Annotated in this window: 17 protein-coding genes and 1 pseudogene; 12 read left to right on the top strand and 6 right to left on the bottom strand. The window is 52.7% G+C overall.

The window, feature by feature from the left end:
* Positions 1-119: 119 nt before the first annotated feature.
* Complete coding sequence (locus JWF83_RS19810; RefSeq protein WP_413652126.1) at positions 120-515, bottom strand: DUF6434 domain-containing protein; 396 nt, start codon at positions 513-515, stop codon at positions 120-122.
* On the opposite strand from JWF83_RS19810, the gene nikA reads away from it, so the two are divergent.
* The 6 genes from nikA to nikR are packed head-to-tail and all read left to right on the top strand — an operon-like array spanning position 425 to position 5717.
* Complete coding sequence (gene nikA / locus JWF83_RS19805; protein ID WP_413652125.1) at positions 425-1996, top strand: nickel ABC transporter substrate-binding protein; 1572 nt, start codon at positions 425-427, stop codon at positions 1994-1996. The genes JWF83_RS19810 and nikA overlap by 91 nt on opposite strands.
* The gene (gene nikB, locus JWF83_RS19800) at positions 1996-2940 is read left to right on the top strand and encodes a nickel ABC transporter permease subunit NikB (protein ID WP_413652124.1); all 945 of its coding nucleotides are present in this window, start codon (positions 1996-1998) and stop codon (positions 2938-2940) included. Before nikA ends, nikB begins: the two co-directional genes overlap by 1 nt.
* Positions 2937-3770: a nickel ABC transporter permease subunit NikC gene (nikC, locus tag JWF83_RS19795; RefSeq protein ID WP_413652123.1), complete on the top strand. Its 834-nt coding sequence runs from the start codon at positions 2937-2939 to the stop codon at positions 3768-3770. Before nikB ends, nikC begins: the two co-directional genes overlap by 4 nt.
* Positions 3770-4534, top strand: coding sequence for a nickel import ATP-binding protein NikD (nikD, locus tag JWF83_RS19790; protein WP_413652122.1), 765 nt, complete (start codon positions 3770-3772; stop codon positions 4532-4534). Before nikC ends, nikD begins: the two co-directional genes overlap by 1 nt.
* Positions 4531-5310 (top strand): nickel import ATP-binding protein NikE, encoded by a 780-nt coding sequence (gene nikE / locus JWF83_RS19785; RefSeq protein WP_413652121.1) that lies wholly within the window; start codon positions 4531-4533, stop codon positions 5308-5310. Before nikD ends, nikE begins: the two co-directional genes overlap by 4 nt.
* Positions 5311-5315: 5 nt before the next feature.
* Positions 5316-5717 carry a nickel-responsive transcriptional regulator NikR gene (gene nikR / locus JWF83_RS19780; RefSeq protein ID WP_413652120.1) on the top strand — a complete coding sequence of 134 codons (402 nt, stop codon included), beginning with the start codon at positions 5316-5318 and terminating at the stop codon, positions 5715-5717.
* A 168-nt stretch (positions 5718-5885) separates the two neighbouring features.
* On the opposite strand, the gene JWF83_RS19775 is transcribed toward nikR, so the two are convergent.
* On the bottom strand, positions 5886-6278 hold the full coding sequence (locus JWF83_RS19775; protein ID WP_413652119.1) for a nuclear transport factor 2 family protein: 393 nt from the start codon (positions 6276-6278) through the stop codon (positions 5886-5888).
* A 98-nt stretch (positions 6279-6376) separates the two neighbouring features.
* On the opposite strand from JWF83_RS19775, the pseudogene JWF83_RS19770 reads away from it, so the two are divergent.
* Together JWF83_RS19770 and JWF83_RS19765 are read left to right on the top strand one after the other, a co-directional pair.
* Positions 6377-6610 (top strand): annotated as a pseudogene (locus JWF83_RS19770) (AraC family transcriptional regulator); the annotation flags it as partial.
* Between the two features lie 84 nt (positions 6611-6694).
* A complete protein-coding gene (locus tag JWF83_RS19765; RefSeq protein ID WP_413652142.1) occupies positions 6695-7147 on the top strand; it encodes a helix-turn-helix domain-containing protein in 453 nt (150 codons plus the stop codon).
* Between the two features lie 69 nt (positions 7148-7216).
* On the opposite strand, the gene JWF83_RS19760 is transcribed toward JWF83_RS19765, so the two are convergent.
* Positions 7217-8803, bottom strand: a complete 1587-nt coding sequence (locus tag JWF83_RS19760) for a carbohydrate porin (protein ID WP_413652118.1) — start codon at positions 8801-8803, stop codon at positions 7217-7219.
* 196 nt (positions 8804-8999) lie between these two features.
* On the bottom strand, positions 9000-10901 hold the full coding sequence (locus JWF83_RS19755) for a beta-glucoside-specific PTS transporter subunit IIABC (RefSeq protein ID WP_413652117.1): 1902 nt from the start codon (positions 10899-10901) through the stop codon (positions 9000-9002).
* A 452-nt stretch (positions 10902-11353) separates the two neighbouring features.
* Between JWF83_RS19755 and JWF83_RS19750 the strand changes: the two genes are divergently transcribed.
* Positions 11354-12763, top strand: coding sequence for a nucleoside hydrolase-like domain-containing protein (locus JWF83_RS19750; RefSeq protein ID WP_413652116.1), 1410 nt, complete (start codon positions 11354-11356; stop codon positions 12761-12763).
* Between the two features lie 52 nt (positions 12764-12815).
* Here JWF83_RS19750 and JWF83_RS19745 read toward each other — a convergent pair whose 3' ends face one another.
* Together JWF83_RS19745 and licT are read right to left on the bottom strand one after the other, a co-directional pair.
* On the bottom strand, positions 12816-14219 hold the full coding sequence (locus JWF83_RS19745; protein WP_413652115.1) for a glycoside hydrolase family 1 protein: 1404 nt from the start codon (positions 14217-14219) through the stop codon (positions 12816-12818).
* A gap of 157 nt (positions 14220-14376) precedes the next feature.
* Positions 14377-15207: a BglG family transcription antiterminator LicT gene (gene licT / locus JWF83_RS19740; protein ID WP_413652114.1), complete on the bottom strand. Its 831-nt coding sequence runs from the start codon at positions 15205-15207 to the stop codon at positions 14377-14379.
* 1148 nt (positions 15208-16355) lie between these two features.
* Between licT and JWF83_RS19735 the strand changes: the two genes are divergently transcribed.
* The 3 genes from JWF83_RS19735 to JWF83_RS19725 all read left to right on the top strand — a co-directional run bounded on the left by JWF83_RS19735 (position 16356) and on the right by JWF83_RS19725 (position 18629).
* Positions 16356-16649 (top strand): hypothetical protein, encoded by a 294-nt coding sequence (locus JWF83_RS19735; RefSeq protein WP_413652113.1) that lies wholly within the window; start codon positions 16356-16358, stop codon positions 16647-16649.
* An 89-nt stretch (positions 16650-16738) separates the two neighbouring features.
* Entirely contained in the window at positions 16739-18142 is a 1404-nt protein-coding gene (locus JWF83_RS19730) for a sugar porter family MFS transporter (RefSeq protein WP_413652112.1), read from the top strand.
* 55 nt (positions 18143-18197) lie between these two features.
* The gene (locus JWF83_RS19725) at positions 18198-18629 is read left to right on the top strand and encodes a PTS sugar transporter subunit IIA (RefSeq protein ID WP_413652111.1); all 432 of its coding nucleotides are present in this window, start codon (positions 18198-18200) and stop codon (positions 18627-18629) included.
* Positions 18630-18685: the final 56 nt, after the last annotated feature.

Genomic DNA, 18685 nt, shown 5'->3' with positions numbered 1-18685 from the left:
CGGTTTTAAGGCCTTTAGCCAGTTCTGCCGCATGGGCTTTGAGTGTCTTTTCGTCCATCATTTGCCTGTCTCCATTGCTGGAATGAACATATCAAAAACAGGCAGATACACAATTTAAATTACAGCCTCATTATAGCCTCTGCCAGGTTCGCACTGGCACTGCCAAATTGAAACGTATCGCCGCTCTCCTTCATCATGAAACGACCCACGTTCTGTGTGTTTTTATAGTAAGGGTCAACGACAGTGTAACGGATTAACAACGCGCTGTGCTCAACGGTAAAACCTGGGCTCAGTATGTATTCATTATTTTTCCTCTGGCTATCAGATCTTAATGCTATTTGATCTCCATCAACTGATAAGTATGATGAATTAATAAAATCATCATACTCATTTGGTTGTATCTCTCTTCTATAAGGTCGCTGTTTTGTCCAGACTACGCCGTTCGTTTTGGTTGCTGTTTTCTCTTGCCTCTTTTTTTGCAAATGCCCATCCACTGGATGAAATAACCACCGCATGGCCTGTTAACGTGGGTCCACTCAACCCTCATCTTTACACGCCAAACCAAATGTTCGCCCAGAGCATGGTCTATGAGCCGCTGGTGAAATACCAGGCGGACGGCTCGGTGAAACCCTGGCTGGCGAAAAGCTGGACCCACTCGGCGGATGGCAAAACCTGGACCTTTACCCTGCGCGATGATGTGAAATTTTCCAACGGCGAAGCGTTTGACGCTCATGCCGCGGCAGAGAACTTCCGCGTGGTGCTGGATAATCGCCAGCGCCACGCCTGGCTGGAGCTGGTCAATCAGCTAGTCGATGCCAAAGCGCTCGACCAAAATCAGCTGCAAATCACCCTGAAAAGCGCCTACTACCCGTTCCTGCAAGAGCTGGCGCTGCCGCGTCCTTTCCGCTTTATCGCCCCATCGCAGTTTAAAGACAATGAGACCATGCATGGTATTAAAGCGCCGATTGGCACCGGTCCGTGGATATTAAAAGAATCTAAGCTCAATCAATACGATGTGCTGGTACGTAACGATCACTACTGGGGTGAAAAACCGCAGATTCAAAAGATTACGGTCAAGGTGATCCCGGACGCGACCACCCGCGCCGTCGCTTTTGAAACCGGCGACATCAACCTGCTGTATGGCAATGAAGGGCTGCTGCCGCTCGACACCTTTGCCCGTTTCAGCCACAACCCGGCATACCGTACCCAGCTTTCCCGGCCGATAGAGACGGTAATGCTGGCGCTCAACTCCGCAAAAGCGCCAACCAACGAGTTAGCCGTACGTGAAGCGCTGAACTATGCGGTGAACAAAAAAACGCTTATCGATACTGCCCTGTACGGCACCCAGCAGCTCGCCGATACGTTGTTCGCCCCCACCGTCCCTTACGCCAATATTGGCCTGAAGCCGCGCCAGTATGACCCGCAGCAGGCAAAAACATTGCTGGAAAAGGCAGGCTGGACGCTGCCTGCCGGGAAAGATATCCGTGAGAAAAACGGTCAGCCGCTGCGCATTGAACTGTCGTTTATTGGTACCGACGCGCTGAGCAAATCGATGGCGGAAATCATCCAGGCGGATATGCGTCAGACTGGCGTGGATGTGGCGTTAGTCGGCGAAGAAGAGAGCAGCATTTATGCCCGCCAGCGCGACGGTCGATTTGGCATGATTTTCAACCGCACCTGGGGCGCGCCGTACGATCCGCACGCCTTTATGAGTTCGATGCGCGTCCCGTCGCACGCCGATTTTCAGGCGCAGCAAGGTCTGGCTGACAAACCGTTGATTGATAAAGAAATTGGTGAAGTGCTGGAAACCACTGACGAAACGCAGCGTCAGGCGTTGTACCGCGACATTCTGACGCGACTGCACAATGACGCGGTCTACCTGCCCATCAGCTATGTCTCCATGATGGTGGTTGCCAGACCGGAGCTGGGCGTAATCCCTTACGCGCCAATTGCGTCTGACATTCCGTTTGAACAGATTAAGCCGGTGAAACCCTGATGTTGCGTTACGCGTTGCGGCGCATGGCGCTGCTGGTGCCGATGATTTTCGCCGCCTCGGTGATTATCTTCCTGATGCTGCGCCACGGGACCGGCGACCCGGCGCTCGACTATTTACGCTTGTCGAACCTGCCGCCGACGACGGAGATGGTGGCTTCCACCCGTGTGATGCTGGGGCTGGATCAGCCGCTTGTCATGCAATACGGCACCTGGCTGTGGAAGGCGCTGCATCTGGACTTTGGCATCTCGTTCGCCACCCAGCGCCCGGTGCTGGATGACGTGCTGAACTTCCTGCCCGCCACGCTACTGCTGGCGGGCGCCGCGCTGGTGCTGATCCTGCTCACCTCCGTGCCGCTGGGTATCTGGGCGGCGCGCCATCGCGATCGTCTGCCGGATTTCGCCGTGCGGGTTATCGCCTTCCTCGGCGTGTCGATGCCCAACTTCTGGCTCGCGTTTCTGCTGGTGATGTTTTTCTCGGTCTACCTGCAATGGCTACCTGCGATGGGCTATGGTGGCTGGCAACACATCATTCTGCCCGCAGTGTCGATAGCCTTTATGTCGCTGGCGATTAACGCCCGTCTGCTGCGCGCCAGCATGCTGGACGTTGCCGGGCAACGTCATGTGACCTGGGCGCGACTGCGCGGCCTGAACGAGAAGCAAACCGAACGCCGTCATATTTTACGTAACGCCTCGCTGCCGATGATCACCGCCGTGGGGATGCATATCGGCGAACTGATCGGCGGAACCATGATTATCGAGAATATCTTTGCCTGGCCAGGCGTCGGTCGTTATGCCGTTTCGGCGATATTTAACCGCGATTACCCGGTTATTCAGTGCTTTACCCTGATGATGGTGATTGTTTTTGTGGTCTGTAACCTGATTGTTGACCTGTTAAACGCCGCCCTGGATCCGCGTATTCGCCGCTATGAAGGAGCGCATTCGTGAACTTTTTCCTCTCTTCACGCTGGTCTGTTCGCTTAGCGTTGGTCATCATCGCCCTGCTGGCGGTGATTGCGCTCACCAGCCAGTGGTGGCTGCCGTATGACCCACAGACCATTGATTTACCGTCGCGCCTGCTGGCCCCTGACAGCCAGCACTGGCTGGGCACCGACCATTTGGGCCGCGACATTTTCTCGCGCCTGCTGGCGGCAACCCGCGTTTCGCTTGGTTCGGTGATGGCCTGCCTGCTGCTGGTACTGGCGCTGGGACTCATCGTCGGCGGCAGCGCGGGTCTTATCGGCGGTCGTGTCGATCAGGTCACCATGCGCGTCGCGGATATGTTTATGACCTTTCCGACGTCGATCCTCTCTTTTTTTATGGTCGGCGTATTGGGAACCGGGCTGACTAACGTGATTATCGCCATCGCCCTGTCGCACTGGGCATGGTATGCGCGGATGGTGAGAAGCCTGGTGATCTCCCTGCGCCAGCGCGAGTTTGTGCTTGCCTCCCGGCTTTCCGGCGCGGGTCATATTCGGGTGTTTATCGACCATCTGGCCGGCGCGGCGATCCCGTCGCTGCTGGTGCTGGCGACGCTGGATATTGGTCATATGATGCTGCACGTCGCCGGGATGTCGTTCCTCGGTCTGGGCGTCACCGCGCCAACCGCCGAATGGGGCGTGATGATTAACGACGCGCGCCAATATATCTGGACCCAGCCGCTGCAAATGTTCTGGCCGGGGCTGGCGCTGTTTATCACCGTCATGGCCTTCAATATGGTGGGTGACGCGCTGCGCGATCACCTCGATCCTCATCTGGTCACGGAGCATGCCCACTGATGCCGCAACAGATTGAACTGCAAAACATTGCCCTGCGCGCCGAGCGCCCGTTGGTGCATGGCGTCTCTTTGACGCTTAAACGTGGACGCGTGCTGGCGCTGGTTGGTGGCAGCGGCAGCGGCAAATCGCTGACCTGCGCGGCGGCGCTGGGCATTCTGCCCTCAGGCGTACACCAGACGGCGGGAGCCATTCTTGCGGATGGCAAACCGGTTTCACCGTGCTCTCTGCGCGGCGTGAAAATCGCCACCATCATGCAGAATCCGCGCAGCGCCTTTAATCCGCTGCGGACAATGGCCGATCATGCGCGGGAAACCTGCCGCGCATTAGGTAAACCGTCTGACGACGCCACGCTCATCGCCACGCTCGAAGCCGTTGGACTGGAGCAGGCGCAGCGCGTTTTGCAGCTTTATCCGTTCGAGATGAGCGGTGGCATGCTGCAACGCATGATGATTGCCATGGCATTGCTGTGCGATGCGCCGTTTATCGTCGCCGATGAACCCACCACCGATCTGGACGTGGTGGCCCAGGCGCGGATTCTCGACCTGCTGGAAAATATTATGCAAAACCGTGCGCCGGGAATGCTGCTGGTGACGCACGATATGGGCGTGGTCGCGCGGCTGGCGGATGATGTGGCGGTGATGGTTCACGGTAGCATTGTGGAACAGGGCGACGTCGAAACGTTGTTTCGCGCACCACTGCACACCGTCACCCGTAATCTGGTGGCGGCGCATCTCGCCCTGTACGGTATGGAGCTGGCATCATGACATTACTCAGCGTCTCTGAGATCACCCACCAATATACGGGTTCAGAGGTATTAAAAGCCGTCTCTTTTGTGCTGAAAAGCGGTGAAACCGTCGCCCTGCTGGGACGTAGCGGCTGTGGAAAAAGCACGCTGGCGCGCCTGCTCGTCGGGCTGGAATCGCCAACGGAAGGCAGCGTTTGCTGGCGGGGCGAGCCGCTCTCACGACTGAACCGCGCAAAACGAAAGGCGTTTCGCCGGGATATTCAGATGATGTTTCAGGACTCCATCAGCGCGGTTAACCCGCGTAAAACCGTGCGAGAAATTCTACGCGAGCCGATGCACCATCTGCTGTCGCTGACCAAATCAGAGCAACTGACGCGGGCCAGCGAAATGCTCCATGCCGTGGATCTCGACGACAGCATACTCGACAAGCGCCCGCCACAGTTGAGCGGCGGGCAGCTCCAACGTGTTTGCCTGGCGCGAGCGCTGGCGGTAGAACCGAAACTTCTGATCCTCGATGAAGCGGTCTCAAACCTTGACCTTGTCCTCCAGGCAGGCGTGATCCGTCTGCTCAAAAAACTGCAGCAGCAGTTTGGCACCGCTTGTCTGTTTATCACTCACGATTTACGCCTGGTCGAGCGCTTTTGTCACCGGGTGATGGTCATGGATGAGGGACAGATCGTCGAGACGCAAACCGTGGGCGATACATTAACCTTTTCCTCTGACGCCGGACGTATGTTACAAAATGCGGTACTTCCCGCATTCCCTGTGCGCCGTAGCGCGACAAAAAAGGTTTAAATCAGATGCAACGTGTCACTATCACTCTCGATGACGATTTACTGGAAACGCTGGACAGCCTGAGCCAGCGCCGTGGCTACAATAACCGTTCCGAAGCAATCCGCGATATTCTGCGCGGTGCGCTGGCTCAGGAAACCACGCAGGAACACGGCACTCAGGGCTTTGCGGTGCTCTCGTATGTTTACGAGCATGAGAAACGCGATCTGGCCAGCCGGATCGTCTCCACCCAGCATCATCATCACGATTTATCCGTCGCCACGCTGCACGTACATATCAACCATGACGACTGTCTGGAAATTGCCGTGCTGAAAGGCGATATGGGTAATGTTCAGCATTTTGCCGATAATGTGATTTCCCAGCGCGGCGTGCGCCACGGTCATTTACAGTGTTTGCCTGAAATAAAATGAACATTACATCGCCGCATCATAGCTTCTGTGAATGAACCCGCCACCAACGATATTTTATGTAGAAAGCTGCCAGGACACCTCTCAAAATACTTGCGGTTCATAACGTCCGTTTCGGGCGGTGAGTTCAACCGATGGATGCAACACACTGATTGAACCGCGCGGTATATTTCATTTGGCGCCGCCTAAATCGCGATCGCTCTCTGTACCTTTCAGCATTAGCGTAGTTTCTTCAACGCGCAGGAAGCGTCCGGAATCCTCTATTTCTGCGAACATATACACCTCCATAACAACCTCTGCTCCGTCGCGCTTGCTACACTGAACGCGGTGCCGGGTGGCGTAGAGATTCCCACTGCGCAGTTCGTCGAGCACTTCGATTCTCGCGAAAGTACAGATTTCCCGAAGTTTACGTGCGTGATGAGCAAACCCTTCGCGATCTTCCCAGCAGCCATTGGTGCGCTGCCGATAATTGGGACTAAAGTAGCGATCAAGTGTCTTTTCCAGTGACAGTTCCTGCTGATTGATCACCTCATCCAAAACGATATCGATACTGATGGTTTGCATATGTTGTTCTCACTGAATGAATGTTGTGAGCATTTTACATTCGACTGAATGGCGTCGGTACGGTATAAACGACAATCAATACTCTTTAAACGCCAAATATGATTGACCCCCTGATTCCATTATCGCTGGCCTCCTCTGCTGAAGAACCGGGTTTATTGGTCGTGATACGTCAGTCAGATGTGATACGGGAAACGCCCCGTCATCATCATGCTCGTGGACAGTTGCTCGGAGCCGAACGTGGACTGCTGACGGTCGATGCCGGGAATTGTCGTTGGGTGGTGCCTGCGACACATGCAGTCTGGATACCACCTGCTATACCGCACGGTTTATGTTCGCATGGCCCTTACTCTGGTTGGAGTGTTTATGTCGCCGCCTCAGCCTGCGATGAATTACCCAACAAACCCTGTATTCTCCCGATTACCGGTCTGCTGCGCGAGGCTGTAACCCGAGCGGCAACCTGGAAAGAGGCGCTTCTTACTGCATCGCAGACACGCCTGGCTGGCGTCATCCTCGACGAGATCCGGTCGCTTCCCGAGGCGAACCTCGGCCTGTCAATGCCGCGGGATGACAGACTCCTCAGGATCGCGCGAGCGCTATCAGAACGACCAGACGATGGCCGCAGACTGGAGGCCTGGGCAGCCTGGGTCGGGATATCACCACGCACGCTCACGCGGCGATTCAGTGCTGAAACCGGGTTTAGCTTCACCGAATGGCGACAGCGCGTGCGGTTGCTCAGGGCGCTGGAACTTCTGGCTGCAGGCAAGTCAGTGACGACAATTGCGCTGGATCTGGGTTACGAAAATGTAAGCGCTTTCATTGCCTTATTTCGCCGTGTATTTGGCTCGACGCCGGGACGGTATAAATTTTGAGGCGCGGCAATACGCCGGTGCCTGATAATCTCATCGTCGCTGCTCATTGTGACATTCGCCAGCGGAAAATCAGAACACCACTTCCGCCTGTACGCCGAAGCTAATCTGATAGTCTTTACCATCATTAAAGGTGGTAGTGTCGATCTGGTTTTCCAGCGCTCTCAGATACGTAGTATATAAACGGATTTCCGGACGTGAATTGAGAATGCTGGTATCTACCTTAAATACCTGCGCCAGCGTCACTTTATAACCGGATTCATCAAAGCTGAGATTATTTGCGCGGTTCTGCTGGTTAAAGTAACCCAGTTCCAGCGCGGTCTGCATATTACGGTTCCAGATCCACGACGGGCGGATCGCCGCACGTGCGGTTTCAAAATCGGTGTGCGCGCCAGTATAGGTGGAATAGAGATCGTAGCCACGACCGTACACCAGGGCATGCGCCATAATGATCTTATCGCTCAGGTAAAACTCTCCCTGGCTCACCAACCGCCAGCCGACGCCGCCGCTGTGAATTCCGTAATACGAACTGTTGTAATCGAAGTCCGGATTGGCGCTGGAGATATTCATAAACTGGCTGGCCAGCGAATTATCGGCCACCTGCAGCGTCAGTTCATTGGTCCCGTTGAGCAGCGGATTACGCAAAATCGCCTGGCCCAGCCAGGAGGATTTTACCTGGTAGTAATCGTTATCCGCCTGCGCTTGTTTTTGTTCGTCGGTCTGATTGGCGAAGGCATATTTCGCCCCCAGCTCCAGCGTAACATCGTCAGTTATTGGCAGATTTTTGTAGCGAACCTCGGCGATATTAACGTTGACTTGGGTCGTATCGCTGCAGCCTGAAGAACCAGCCGCGCACACCGTGCTGTAGTTATCAATGTCGTTGCGCGTCAGCGCCATACTCAGTGAGCCCAGCGGCAGCGTCCAGTTTTCTATCCCGATGCCAGCGCCGGAGAGCGTGCGGTTGCTTTTCCAATCCAGCTGCTGAATTTCATACTGCGGCAGCGTGTGTTTACCGATCCACACCGATGCTTCCGGCGCAAATGGCAGCAGGCCGTTGCCTTCCACATACAGTTTGCTGAGTTTCCCCATTCCGCCACCGGACATCCCCTTCTCAAAGGATTCATTACTCTGGGTCAGACCTAAGTCACCTTCAAACTGCACGTTGGCCCAGATTGATTTATCGCCTTCACGCCATGCGCGTTTTTTTAGCGACAAATTATACCAGCCGTCATATTCATTACCGAAACGCCCCAGTGAACCCACCCCCCAGGATTTCGGCCCGCCGTTGGTTGTGCTGGCCCAGCCGGAACGGAAATAGCCGGAATATTTAAACCCGCTATCATCCTGCACATATTTGCTGATTTTTTTCAACGTGTCGGGCGACAGCTCCGGCTGCGCAGCCGGGGCGACAGAGGCAGACAGCGCCGCAGGCGAGGCGGATGCGGTCGGAGCCGCAGCGGCGATAGTTTGCTGCTGCGCCAGCTCTTTATCCTCATAGGCCTGCAGTTTCTGCTGGGTAGCGCGTAGTTGAGCTTCCAGCATTTCCATACGCTGTTCCAGCGTTAACTTTTGCGCCAAAACTTCACCACTGACGGCATAACAAGATAATAATGCCGCCGCGATAATAGTTTTTTTATAATTTTGTTTGTTCGCTTTCATCATTCCTCCTGGATATTGCATCCCCGCAAAAAAAAGACCCGCAGCCAGCGAAATATAACTTTCGCTGGTTGCAGGTCTCGCCTGAATTAAATCAGTCACGTCCTGAAGGGATAGATCAATTAAACTATCAACGTCGTTTTATTTACTGCAACGATAACCACGCTCGCCGCAACTGACTTTATTTATACAGCTTTATTTACAGAGACAGCGCCATCACCGGTTCGCCAAAGCGAGAATGCGGTTTATCGCTGATATGCAGTTCACGCCACGCTTCGCTATTGGTAACAATCACCGGCGTCACCGTGTCATAACCTGCATTCTTAATCTCGTCGAGATCAAACGTTAACAAGAGCTGCCCCTTTTTCACCGCCTCACCCTCTTTCACCTGCATATGGAAATACTGCCCCTCCAGCTGAACGGTATTAATGCCCACGTGGATCAATATTTCCGCACCGCCGGTGGAACTGATGCCGATGGCATGACCGCTGGCGAAGGTGCTGGCGATATGACCATCAACCGGCGCATAAACCCGTCCTTCATCCGGCACAATGGCGAAGCCCTGTCCGACAATTCCCGATGAAAAAACGTTGTCATCTACCGCCGTCAGCGGGATCACCGTGCCGGAAATCGGCGCGACAATCTGCTCGTCCCCCACCTGCGCGGCGTTTGCCGCCGTCGTTTCGCCGGTCAGGGTGCGTTTTTCCCCTGGTGTGGGCGCAGAAGGTGTGGACCGGGGGGCGGACTGCAGCGCGGGGTCATCAAATCCAACCAGCAGCGTCAGTGCCAGACTGGCGACAAATGCCACGATGCAGCCGATAATAAAGCCGATAAAGCCTTCGCCGTAGAAGATAGGCAGGGTCAGCAGCCCCGGCATGCCCATTGAAATCGCCGAACTTTTGGCATAGCCGGCAATGGCCCCGCCAAACCCGGCGGCGATTACCGCACAGATAAACGGTTTTTTCAGTTTCAGCGTCACGCCGTAAACGCCCGGCTCGGTGATGCCGAATAACGAGGCAATAAAGCTACTTCCCGCCAGCGCTTTCAGCTTTTTATCTTTTGTGCGCAGCATCACGGCCAGCAGGGCACCGGACTGAGCAAATACCGACGGACTGGACGCCGCCTTCAGGTAGCTATGGCCCATCACCGAGATGTCGTTGATAAATACCGTCACGAAGCCCCAGTGTACGCCGAAAATCACCAACACCTGCCAGGCTGCAGCCATCAGCGCACTGGCAATAATCGGGTTGACGCTATAAATGGTGACAAACAGCGAAGCAATAAACTCACTGACCGAGACACCAATCGGCCCAATGGTCATTAACGTCAGCGGCACCATCAGCGTTAACAGGAAGAACGGCGTCAGAATATTACGCACGCTTTCGTGAATATGACGGTTAAGGAAGCGTTCAAATATCGACATCAGCCAGACGCTGAAAATAATCGGGATCACCGTACCGGTATATTTCATCATCATCACCGGCAGGCCGAAGAAGGTTACCGGATTACCCGCAGTAAATAACTGCTGAATGCTGGGATAAATCAACGCCCCGGCGACCGAGACCGCGACAAAAATATTGGTTTCAAATTTACGTGCCGAAGTAATTGCCAGCAGCATCGGCAGAAAATAGAACAGACTATCTGATGCCGCATGTAAAATAATATAGGTACTTTCGACGTTGGTCATCCAGCCTGCCGCCAGCACAATTGCCAGCGCGCCTTTTAATACCCCGGCGGCGGCCATCGCCCCCAGCAGCGGGGTGAATATCCCCGCCACCAGATCGATCAGTCGCCCCAGTAGCAAAGCACTGTTTTTCTGCCCGGGCGCCACTTGTTTGGCTTTATTATCGTCCAGCAGCCCGGAAATCGCGCCAATAGCGCGAAAGACGTCCGGCACCCGGTTACCAATCACCACTTGCAGCTGGCCGGAACCTTTGACCACGGTAATAACGCCGTCCAGCGCTTCCAGTTCCGCCTGGTTGACCTTGCTGTTGTCGATAATTTTAAAGCGCAGCCGGGTGGCGCAATGCACCAGTGCGGCAACGTTGTTCTCCCCACCCACCAGCTTAAGAATATTTCCTGCCAGCACTTCAGTATTCATGATGATAATTCCCGTTTTACATACAGCAGTAATTGCCAGTGCATTATGCGATCGTTGCCTGTATCCGCTGGCCAGCAGGAAAAAAAGCAAAAAAAAACCTGGATAAAGCAGTGTGAGAAAACACACTGCTTTATCCAGGTTTCGCCCAGATAATTCTGGTCACGTCCTGACGAACGCCTCTTTTTTAACAATACTGATGGGGAAACGCCACCGAAATATTCATTTTTGTGAAAATCATCACTAAATTTTAATTTCGCAGCGGGAATAAAACCGCTAAATACTGTGCCTGCGTCACATTTATCAAGAATACTGATTGCTCCTGCTCCCCCCTGTTCTTATAACTACCCCCACAGGACGTTACATGATTTATTGGCGAAACCTGCTTTCTGTTGCTACCCGGCAACGGAAAGCAGGTTTTTTTGTTTTTGGCGATCCCCATCAGAGAAAATATTATGGTCCGGTTAAACCCATTACTCAGCGCGCTGCTCGCGTGTACCCTTACCAGCGCCTGCGCCCTCGCCGCCCCGGCACAGCCGGAGCAGGAGAAAACGCGGATTCTGATTTTGTCCGACATTGGCAATGAGCCTGACGACTCGCAGTCGCTGGTACGCTTCCTGGTATACAGCAATGAGTTCAACGTTGAGGGGCTGATTGCCACGACCTCAACCTGGTTGCGGGATCGGGTTAACCCGGAAATGATGCTCAGACGAATTGACGCCTATGAACTGGCGCTCCCCAATCTGCGCCAGCACGCGGCGGGCTACCCGAGTGCCGCCGCGCTAAGGGCGGTAGTGCGGGCCGGCCGCGCCGGTTACGGCATGGATTATGTCGGCGCGGGGAAATCCACCGCCGCCTCGGCGCTGATTATTCAGTCTGTAGATAAACCCGATGCGCGCCCACTGTGGATCGATGTCTGGGGCGGCGCAGTGGACCTGGCGCAGGCGTTATATGACGTGCGCGCCACGCGCAGTGCTGAAGAGGTTGACGCCTTTGTCAGTAAAATCCGCGTCTATGCGATTTCCGATCAGGATAATACCGGCGAGTGGATCCGCGCTCAGTTCCCCACGCTGCGCTATATCACCAGTATTCACGCCTGGAATGACTACTTTATCGCTACCTGGAGCGGTATGTCGTCGCGCTTTGCCGAGGGCGGCGATATGAGCCAGGTAAACAATAGCTGGCTTGATCGGTACATCCGCAATCAGGGCCCGCTGGGCGCGGCTTATCCGGCAATTGAATACACTATGGAAGGCGATACGCCTTCGTTTCTCTATTTGCTGCAGAACGGGCTGAACGCCCCGGAACATCCGGAATATGGCGGCTGGGGCGGGCGCTATGCTGCGGTTACCCCCGACAGCCGCAGCGGGCTACGCACCAGCACTTCCGATACGGTGATGGGAGTTGATGGCAAAAATCACCGCACCGCCAGCGCAACTATCTGGCGCTGGCGCGAAGCTTATCAGAATGATTTTGCCGCGCGCATGCAGTGGAGCGTCACCCCCGACGTAAAGCATACCAATCACAATCCGCAGCTGGTTCTTAACGGACAGCCGGGACGGGGGATCGTCACACTGCAGGTGAAGGCGGGCGAGGTGGTTAAACTGACAGCCCAGGGTTCGCGCGATGTCGACAACAATCACCTTAGCTACCGCTGGTGGCAGTATAAAGAGCCAACGGCCACCGCCATGAATATCCACTTCGCTCCGGAACTGAAACTGGAAAAGAACGACAGCGAGGCACTGAGTTTTACCGCACCGGCGGTGAAAACGCCAACGCCGTTCCATATCATTCTGCAGGTACAGGACGACGGCACGCCGTCACTGTTCTCTTATCGCCGCGCTATTGTCACGGTAACCCCATAGCAGCAACACTGCCCGGGCGCGCATGGTGCCCGGGCGTGCTACCCGGTGGTGATCAGAACGGATCGTTCAGACTGGCGCCGTTGCTGCCAATCACATCGCGATACCAGAAGAAGCTCTTTTTACGGCGGCGCTCCAGCGTGCCGCTCCCCTCATCATCACGGTCAACGTAGATAAAACCATAACGCTTGGACATCTGAGCGGTGCCGGCGCTAACCAGATCGATCGGCCCCCAGCTGGCGTAACCCAGCAGCTCGACGCCATCTTCGATGGCTTCTCTGACCTGTACCAGATGCGCCTGCAGATACTGGATGCGGTAATCATCCTGAATCGAGCCATCTTCCGCCGGAACATCTTTCGCGCCAAGGCCGTTTTCGACAATAAACAGCGGCTTCAGGTAACGATCATGCAGCTCGTTAAGCAGGAAGCGCAGCCCCTGCGGGTCAATCTGCCAGCCCCATTCTGAGCTTTGCAGATGCGGGTTGGGGATCATGCGCATGATATTGGTGCGTGAACTTTGATACAGCTCCGGCTGCGCGGCCGCACAGCCGCTCATATAGTAGCTGAAAGAGATAAAATCCACGGTTTCTTGCAGGTCGGCCGCATCCTGTGCGGTAATATTCAGCGCGATGCCGTTTTCGCGAAAGAAACGCTGGATCCACGCCGGATAGGCGCCACGGGCCTGAACGTCACCAAAGAACAGCCAGTCGCGATTAACGTTCTGCGCCTTCAGTACATCCTCCGGTTTGCAGGTAATGGGATAGCGAATGCCTCCCAGCAACATACTGCCGATTTTGGCATCCGGGATAATCTCATGGCAGGCCTTAACCGCGCGGGCGCTGGCTACCAGCTGATGATGAATCGCCTGGTAAATCTCCTGCTTGCTTCGGTCACCTGCCAGCCCGACGCCGGTGAACGGCGCATGCAGCGCCATATTGATCTCGTTGAACGTCAGCCAGTACTTCACTTTATCGCGATAGCGGGTAAACACCGTACGCGCATAGCGCTCAAACAGCGCAATGACTTCGCGTCCGCCCCAGCCGTCGTATTTTTTTACTAAGCCGTAGGGCATTTCATAGTGGGACAGGGTGATCAGCGGCTGAATACCGTAGCGCGCCATTTCATCGAACAGGCGGTCGTAAAACGCCAGCCCAGCTTCATTCGGCTGGGTTTCATCTCCCTCGGGATAGATACGCGTCCAGGCAATGGAAGTACGCAGCACTTTGAACCCCATTTCGGCAAACAGCTGCACATCTTCCGGATAACGGTGGTAAAAATCGATCGCCACATCTTTCACCCCGCAGCTGACCCCGTCGCGCTCCACGACCTTACCGTGGATGCCCTGCGGCTGCAGATCGGAGGTGGAAATCCCCTTCCCCGCTTCGTTCCACGCGCCCTCTACCTGGTTGGCCGCAACCGAACCTCCCCACAAAAATCCTTCAGGGAATGCCATATTCATCGTTATGTTCTCCTTTATCTTCAATTCACCTGCCCGTTTTCAGAGGGAGGCCTAAAAACAAAAAAACCTGCTCCGCACCGGCAGATTTGAATGCCGGTGCGGAGCAGGTTTCGCCTGATTGGTTCAGTTACGCCCTGGATAGTGACCTGATATAGCATTAACCACCGTTAAGGCGATTGATATGGATAGTCAGAAACATCACCTCATCGGTGGTGAGCTGGCAGCCATAATTTTTATCCACGTAGTGATAGATCTTCTTCGCGCAGGCGTAGGCAACCGGCATCATTTCGGTGATCCCTTGATATATGCTGTCATCGCCGTGCATCACGGTTTTTCGATTCAGCAGGCGCAGGGCGAAAAATTTCAGATGAGTGACAAAACGCTGGTAGTCCAGTGACTCCTCATCATAGGTGATCTTCAGGTCATACTGCAGGATGCTCAGGACATCCTTAATGATGGTCGCGCTGTGCATTGTGCTTTGCATATCACTGTTATTTTTAGCATTAGCCAGATGCAAAGCAATAAATCCGGCTTCATCCTGCGGCAACGTGATATTCAGCGCCTGCTCGATCAGCGTCAGCGCTTCCAGCCCGACAGCAAATTCCTCGGCGTAAAAGCGTTTAATGTCCCACAGCAAAAAGTTCTTTATCACCACCCCGTTGGTTAGGCGCTGAATGGCAAAATTGATATGGTCGCTGAGCGCCAGAAACAGCGTGTCATGTACCGTAATCGCCAGCCGCTGTTGCGCCAGGTTGATGATGCGCTGCGTGACGGCCAGATGCGCCGGAGGGATCTCAGCCAGCAGTTGGGAAAAGACATCAGCCAGACCCGCGGATTTTTTCACAAACTGGCTCTCAATCTCGCTGGCATCCACGCTATCGCCCGGCTTTTTGCCAAAGCCAATACCGCATCCGATCGCCACTACCTCTTCGTGCTTCGCATTGGTGAGCAGGACCGCGTTATTGCTGAGTATTTTATCTACTATCATTGCAGCCATCTTCCTGGGTGACCTTTTTAACAAAATTTATCATCTGAATTACTCATTCAGAGCGCATACCCTTTGCCTGTAATCTGCTATCCGGGTACCGCACCAGTCCCGACTTTCCGGCCCAAGGCATCATAAAAAAGACAAAAAAAAACCTGATTGCGTTGAAGCCATAACGGTTTCAACGCAATCAGGTTTCGCTCAGAGCTATCTGATAACGTCCAGAGCGTTGTTATAACCAATCGCACCGGCAGTCACAAGCTCCCACTCAAGGAACTGTGATGATAATCATGAACTACCGCCTAACCGCTTTACCCGCCGTTTAAAAACTGACACCGAAGCGCATAACCCCGGCAGCGACGCATGCCGCCATGGCGCTCATCCCCTTCCCCGACCTTGCTCTGGCTGGGGGGGGAAACTGGCATCTCCCTGCGCCATCTCCTGTGCAGCAGATGTCTGCGCATGCCACGAACATAAAATTATTATTTCATATTGAAATTTTATAGAAAATTCAATCTTTAAAAGAAATACAAAAAATCCACTACAATGAATGCCTATCAGCATCGTTTTACCATTTCACCAATAGTGCTATTTTTTGCTGCGAAAACATAGATAAAACCCCGCTATGCATAGTTATATTTAATACATACAAATCATATCTCTATATTAAAACCCTATGCATTCATCCCAGAGAAAACCGGCTAAACGCAGCGATTTTGGTAAAAAATAACCTTCAATGTATGATCCTCATCCCAAAACAGAACATTTCTTCTGTATTAATATTTTATGGAATATATATTTCCAACAAGATGAAACAAAGTGACTAAGACGTTCTGTTCGCCGCGTTGCCCTTCCCGGTAAGAGTCCCGGGCTACACGGTCGGTCTGAACATCAACCGCTGAAAATCACCTCATACGGGAGAAGCAGGATGGCGCTGAAGCAAGAAGGTCCCGGGGCCACTGGCCACCGTCGTTGTCGCCAGCTATTGCAAGGGACAGCGGTCGTCGCCGTTACGGATAGCGGCCCTAAAAACGCCAGCCGGACCGTGGATTAGTTCGGTCCCGGTGCCATAGCGCTGTCGGACGTCAGGGGTTATTGGTTGCCCGCTATGACGCATTTTTCGGGCAAACTAAAAGTATGGAAAATGATTCATGAAGGAAATCGAAATGGGATTAACTTATCTGTTCAGCGTAAAGAAAAGGTTAATCACCTTTACACAGGAGGGAATGGATGAATTAAAACGTTATCGGCATAACACGCCCGTGGAAAGGCAGGATGTCAAAAGTATTGGAAGCTATTGCCCTGTCAGCGCAACAACGCCAGTGGGCCAGGCGATAAATTTCGACAATGGCGAAGGGGAAAGGGTGCGAAATAAGCCCTGTGACAGCACCACAATCAATCTCACTGCTTGTTCATATTTACATATGTTATATAAATTATATTAATAAAAACCTACCCCCTTCAACACCTTTAATTTAGCAGAAGCTAAAGATATTTTAGCATCTGGTTGTGAATAAAATAAAAAGGTAGAAAAATGTCTCTTATCTCTCATATGGACCTTAATATAGTTCAAAGAAAACGCCTACACCAAATCACGCTGGTTGCCACTTTTGGCGGTTTACTTTTCGGTTATGATACGGGTGTTATTAATGGCGCATTTCCCTCTTTAAAAGAAGGTATGGCGCTTACCCCGACGACCGAAGGCCTCGTCATGAGCGTACTCCTGGTCGGCGCCGCAATTGGCAGTGTCTGCGGTGGTAAACTGGCCGATTATTTTGGACGGCGTCAATATCTCTTATATCTGTCGTTCATTTTCTTTTTCGGTGCCATGGCCTCTGCATTATCCCCTACGATCACCATCCTGTTGATTGCCCGTTTTTTACTCGGTTATGCCGTAGGCGGAGCATCGGTCACCGCGCCAACATTTATATCCGAAGTTGCGCCAACAGAAATGCGCGGAAAACTCACCGGACTGAATGAAGTGGCGATTGTCATCGGCCAGTTAGCCGCCTTTGCGATCAATGCTGTTATTGGCTATGTCTGGGGGCACTTACCTGATGTCTGGCGATATATGTTAGTCGTTCAGGCAATCCCAGCCATGGGCTTGCTGATCGGCATGTGGCGCGCGCCAGAAAGTCCTCGCTGGCTGGTAAGTAAAAATCGCCAAGAAGAGGCTTTAGCCATTTTAAAGCAAATTCGCCCTGCTGAAAGAGCTAAACAAGAATTTGACGATATCGTGACATTGATTAATATTGAAGCAGAGAAAAAATTACACTCAGGAGGATCGCTGTCAACAATTCTTAACACGCCATGGATTCTCAAATTACTGCTGGTTGGCATCGCCTGGGCCGCTTTGCAGCAAACAACCGGGGTGAATGTCATTATGTATTATGGTACGGAAATACTGCGAACCGCAGGTTTTTCCGAAAGAACCTCATTAATATGTAATGTGTTGAATGGCGTCTTTTCTGTCGGTGGTATGGTTATTGGGGTGGCGTTTCTGGTTGACCGGTTTAAACGCAAGACACTGATTATTTCAGGTTTCGCCCTGATGGCAACATTACATCTCATCATAGCAGGCGTCGACTATTACCTTACCGGCGATGTGAAAGCGACGGCTATTTGGTTACTGGGTGCATTATTTGTCGGCGTTATGCAGGGTACCATGGGCTTCCTGACATGGGTGGTATTGGCTGAACTTTTCCCTCTGAAGTTTCGCGGATTATCCATGGGCATTTCGGTGTTTTTTATGTGGATCATGAATGCCATCGTTAGCTATTTATTCCCGGTACTTCAGGCTAAACTCGGGTTGGGACCGGTATTCCTGATTTTTGCCGTGATCAACTATCTGGTTATTTTGTTTGTCATATTTGCATTACCAGAAACATCAAATAAATCACTGGAGCAGTTAGAGGAAGAGTTATCTGCCGGTAAGTAGTAACAAGATGTTCTACAGGGAATTAATGCAAATTATATCGTAATGGAGACAAATTATGATAGATTATATTTCAATCAACAACCTTCATTTAGGTTGTCAGGCTAAAAATAAAGCGGAAGTCCTGGAGATGGTCGCTAAGGATTTCACGGAAAAGGGATATGTCAATCAGGACTGTTGTGTTTTTCTTAATGAAAGAGAGCGGCAAGTATCGACGTTCCTTGGAAATGGGATTACCCTTCCTCATCTGCCAAAATCGGCCAACGATATCATTATCAAAAAAGGCGTGGAGATTTTTCAATTTCCAGATGGCGTCATCTGGGATCGAAATAATGTCATGTTTATTACGATTGGTGTTATCGCTAAAGAAAAGGAACATATCGATGTGTTAAAACAAATCGCATCGATTTTTAGTGATGAAATCATTGCAAATGCACTTTCACTTATCTCCAATAAAGAGGATTTCCTGCGTATTCTTAATCGGGGATAAATATATTTTTATCTAATCAGCAGACTCATAGATACCGACCTGTATCCCGGTATCTA

The sequence above is a fragment of the Pantoea sp. B65 genome (genome assembly GCF_047308185.1).
Taxonomy (GTDB): Bacteria; Pseudomonadota; Gammaproteobacteria; order Enterobacterales; family Enterobacteriaceae; genus Erwinia.
Note: the sequence above shows the minus strand (reverse complement) of the source record. Positions and strands in the feature narration are given on the sequence as shown.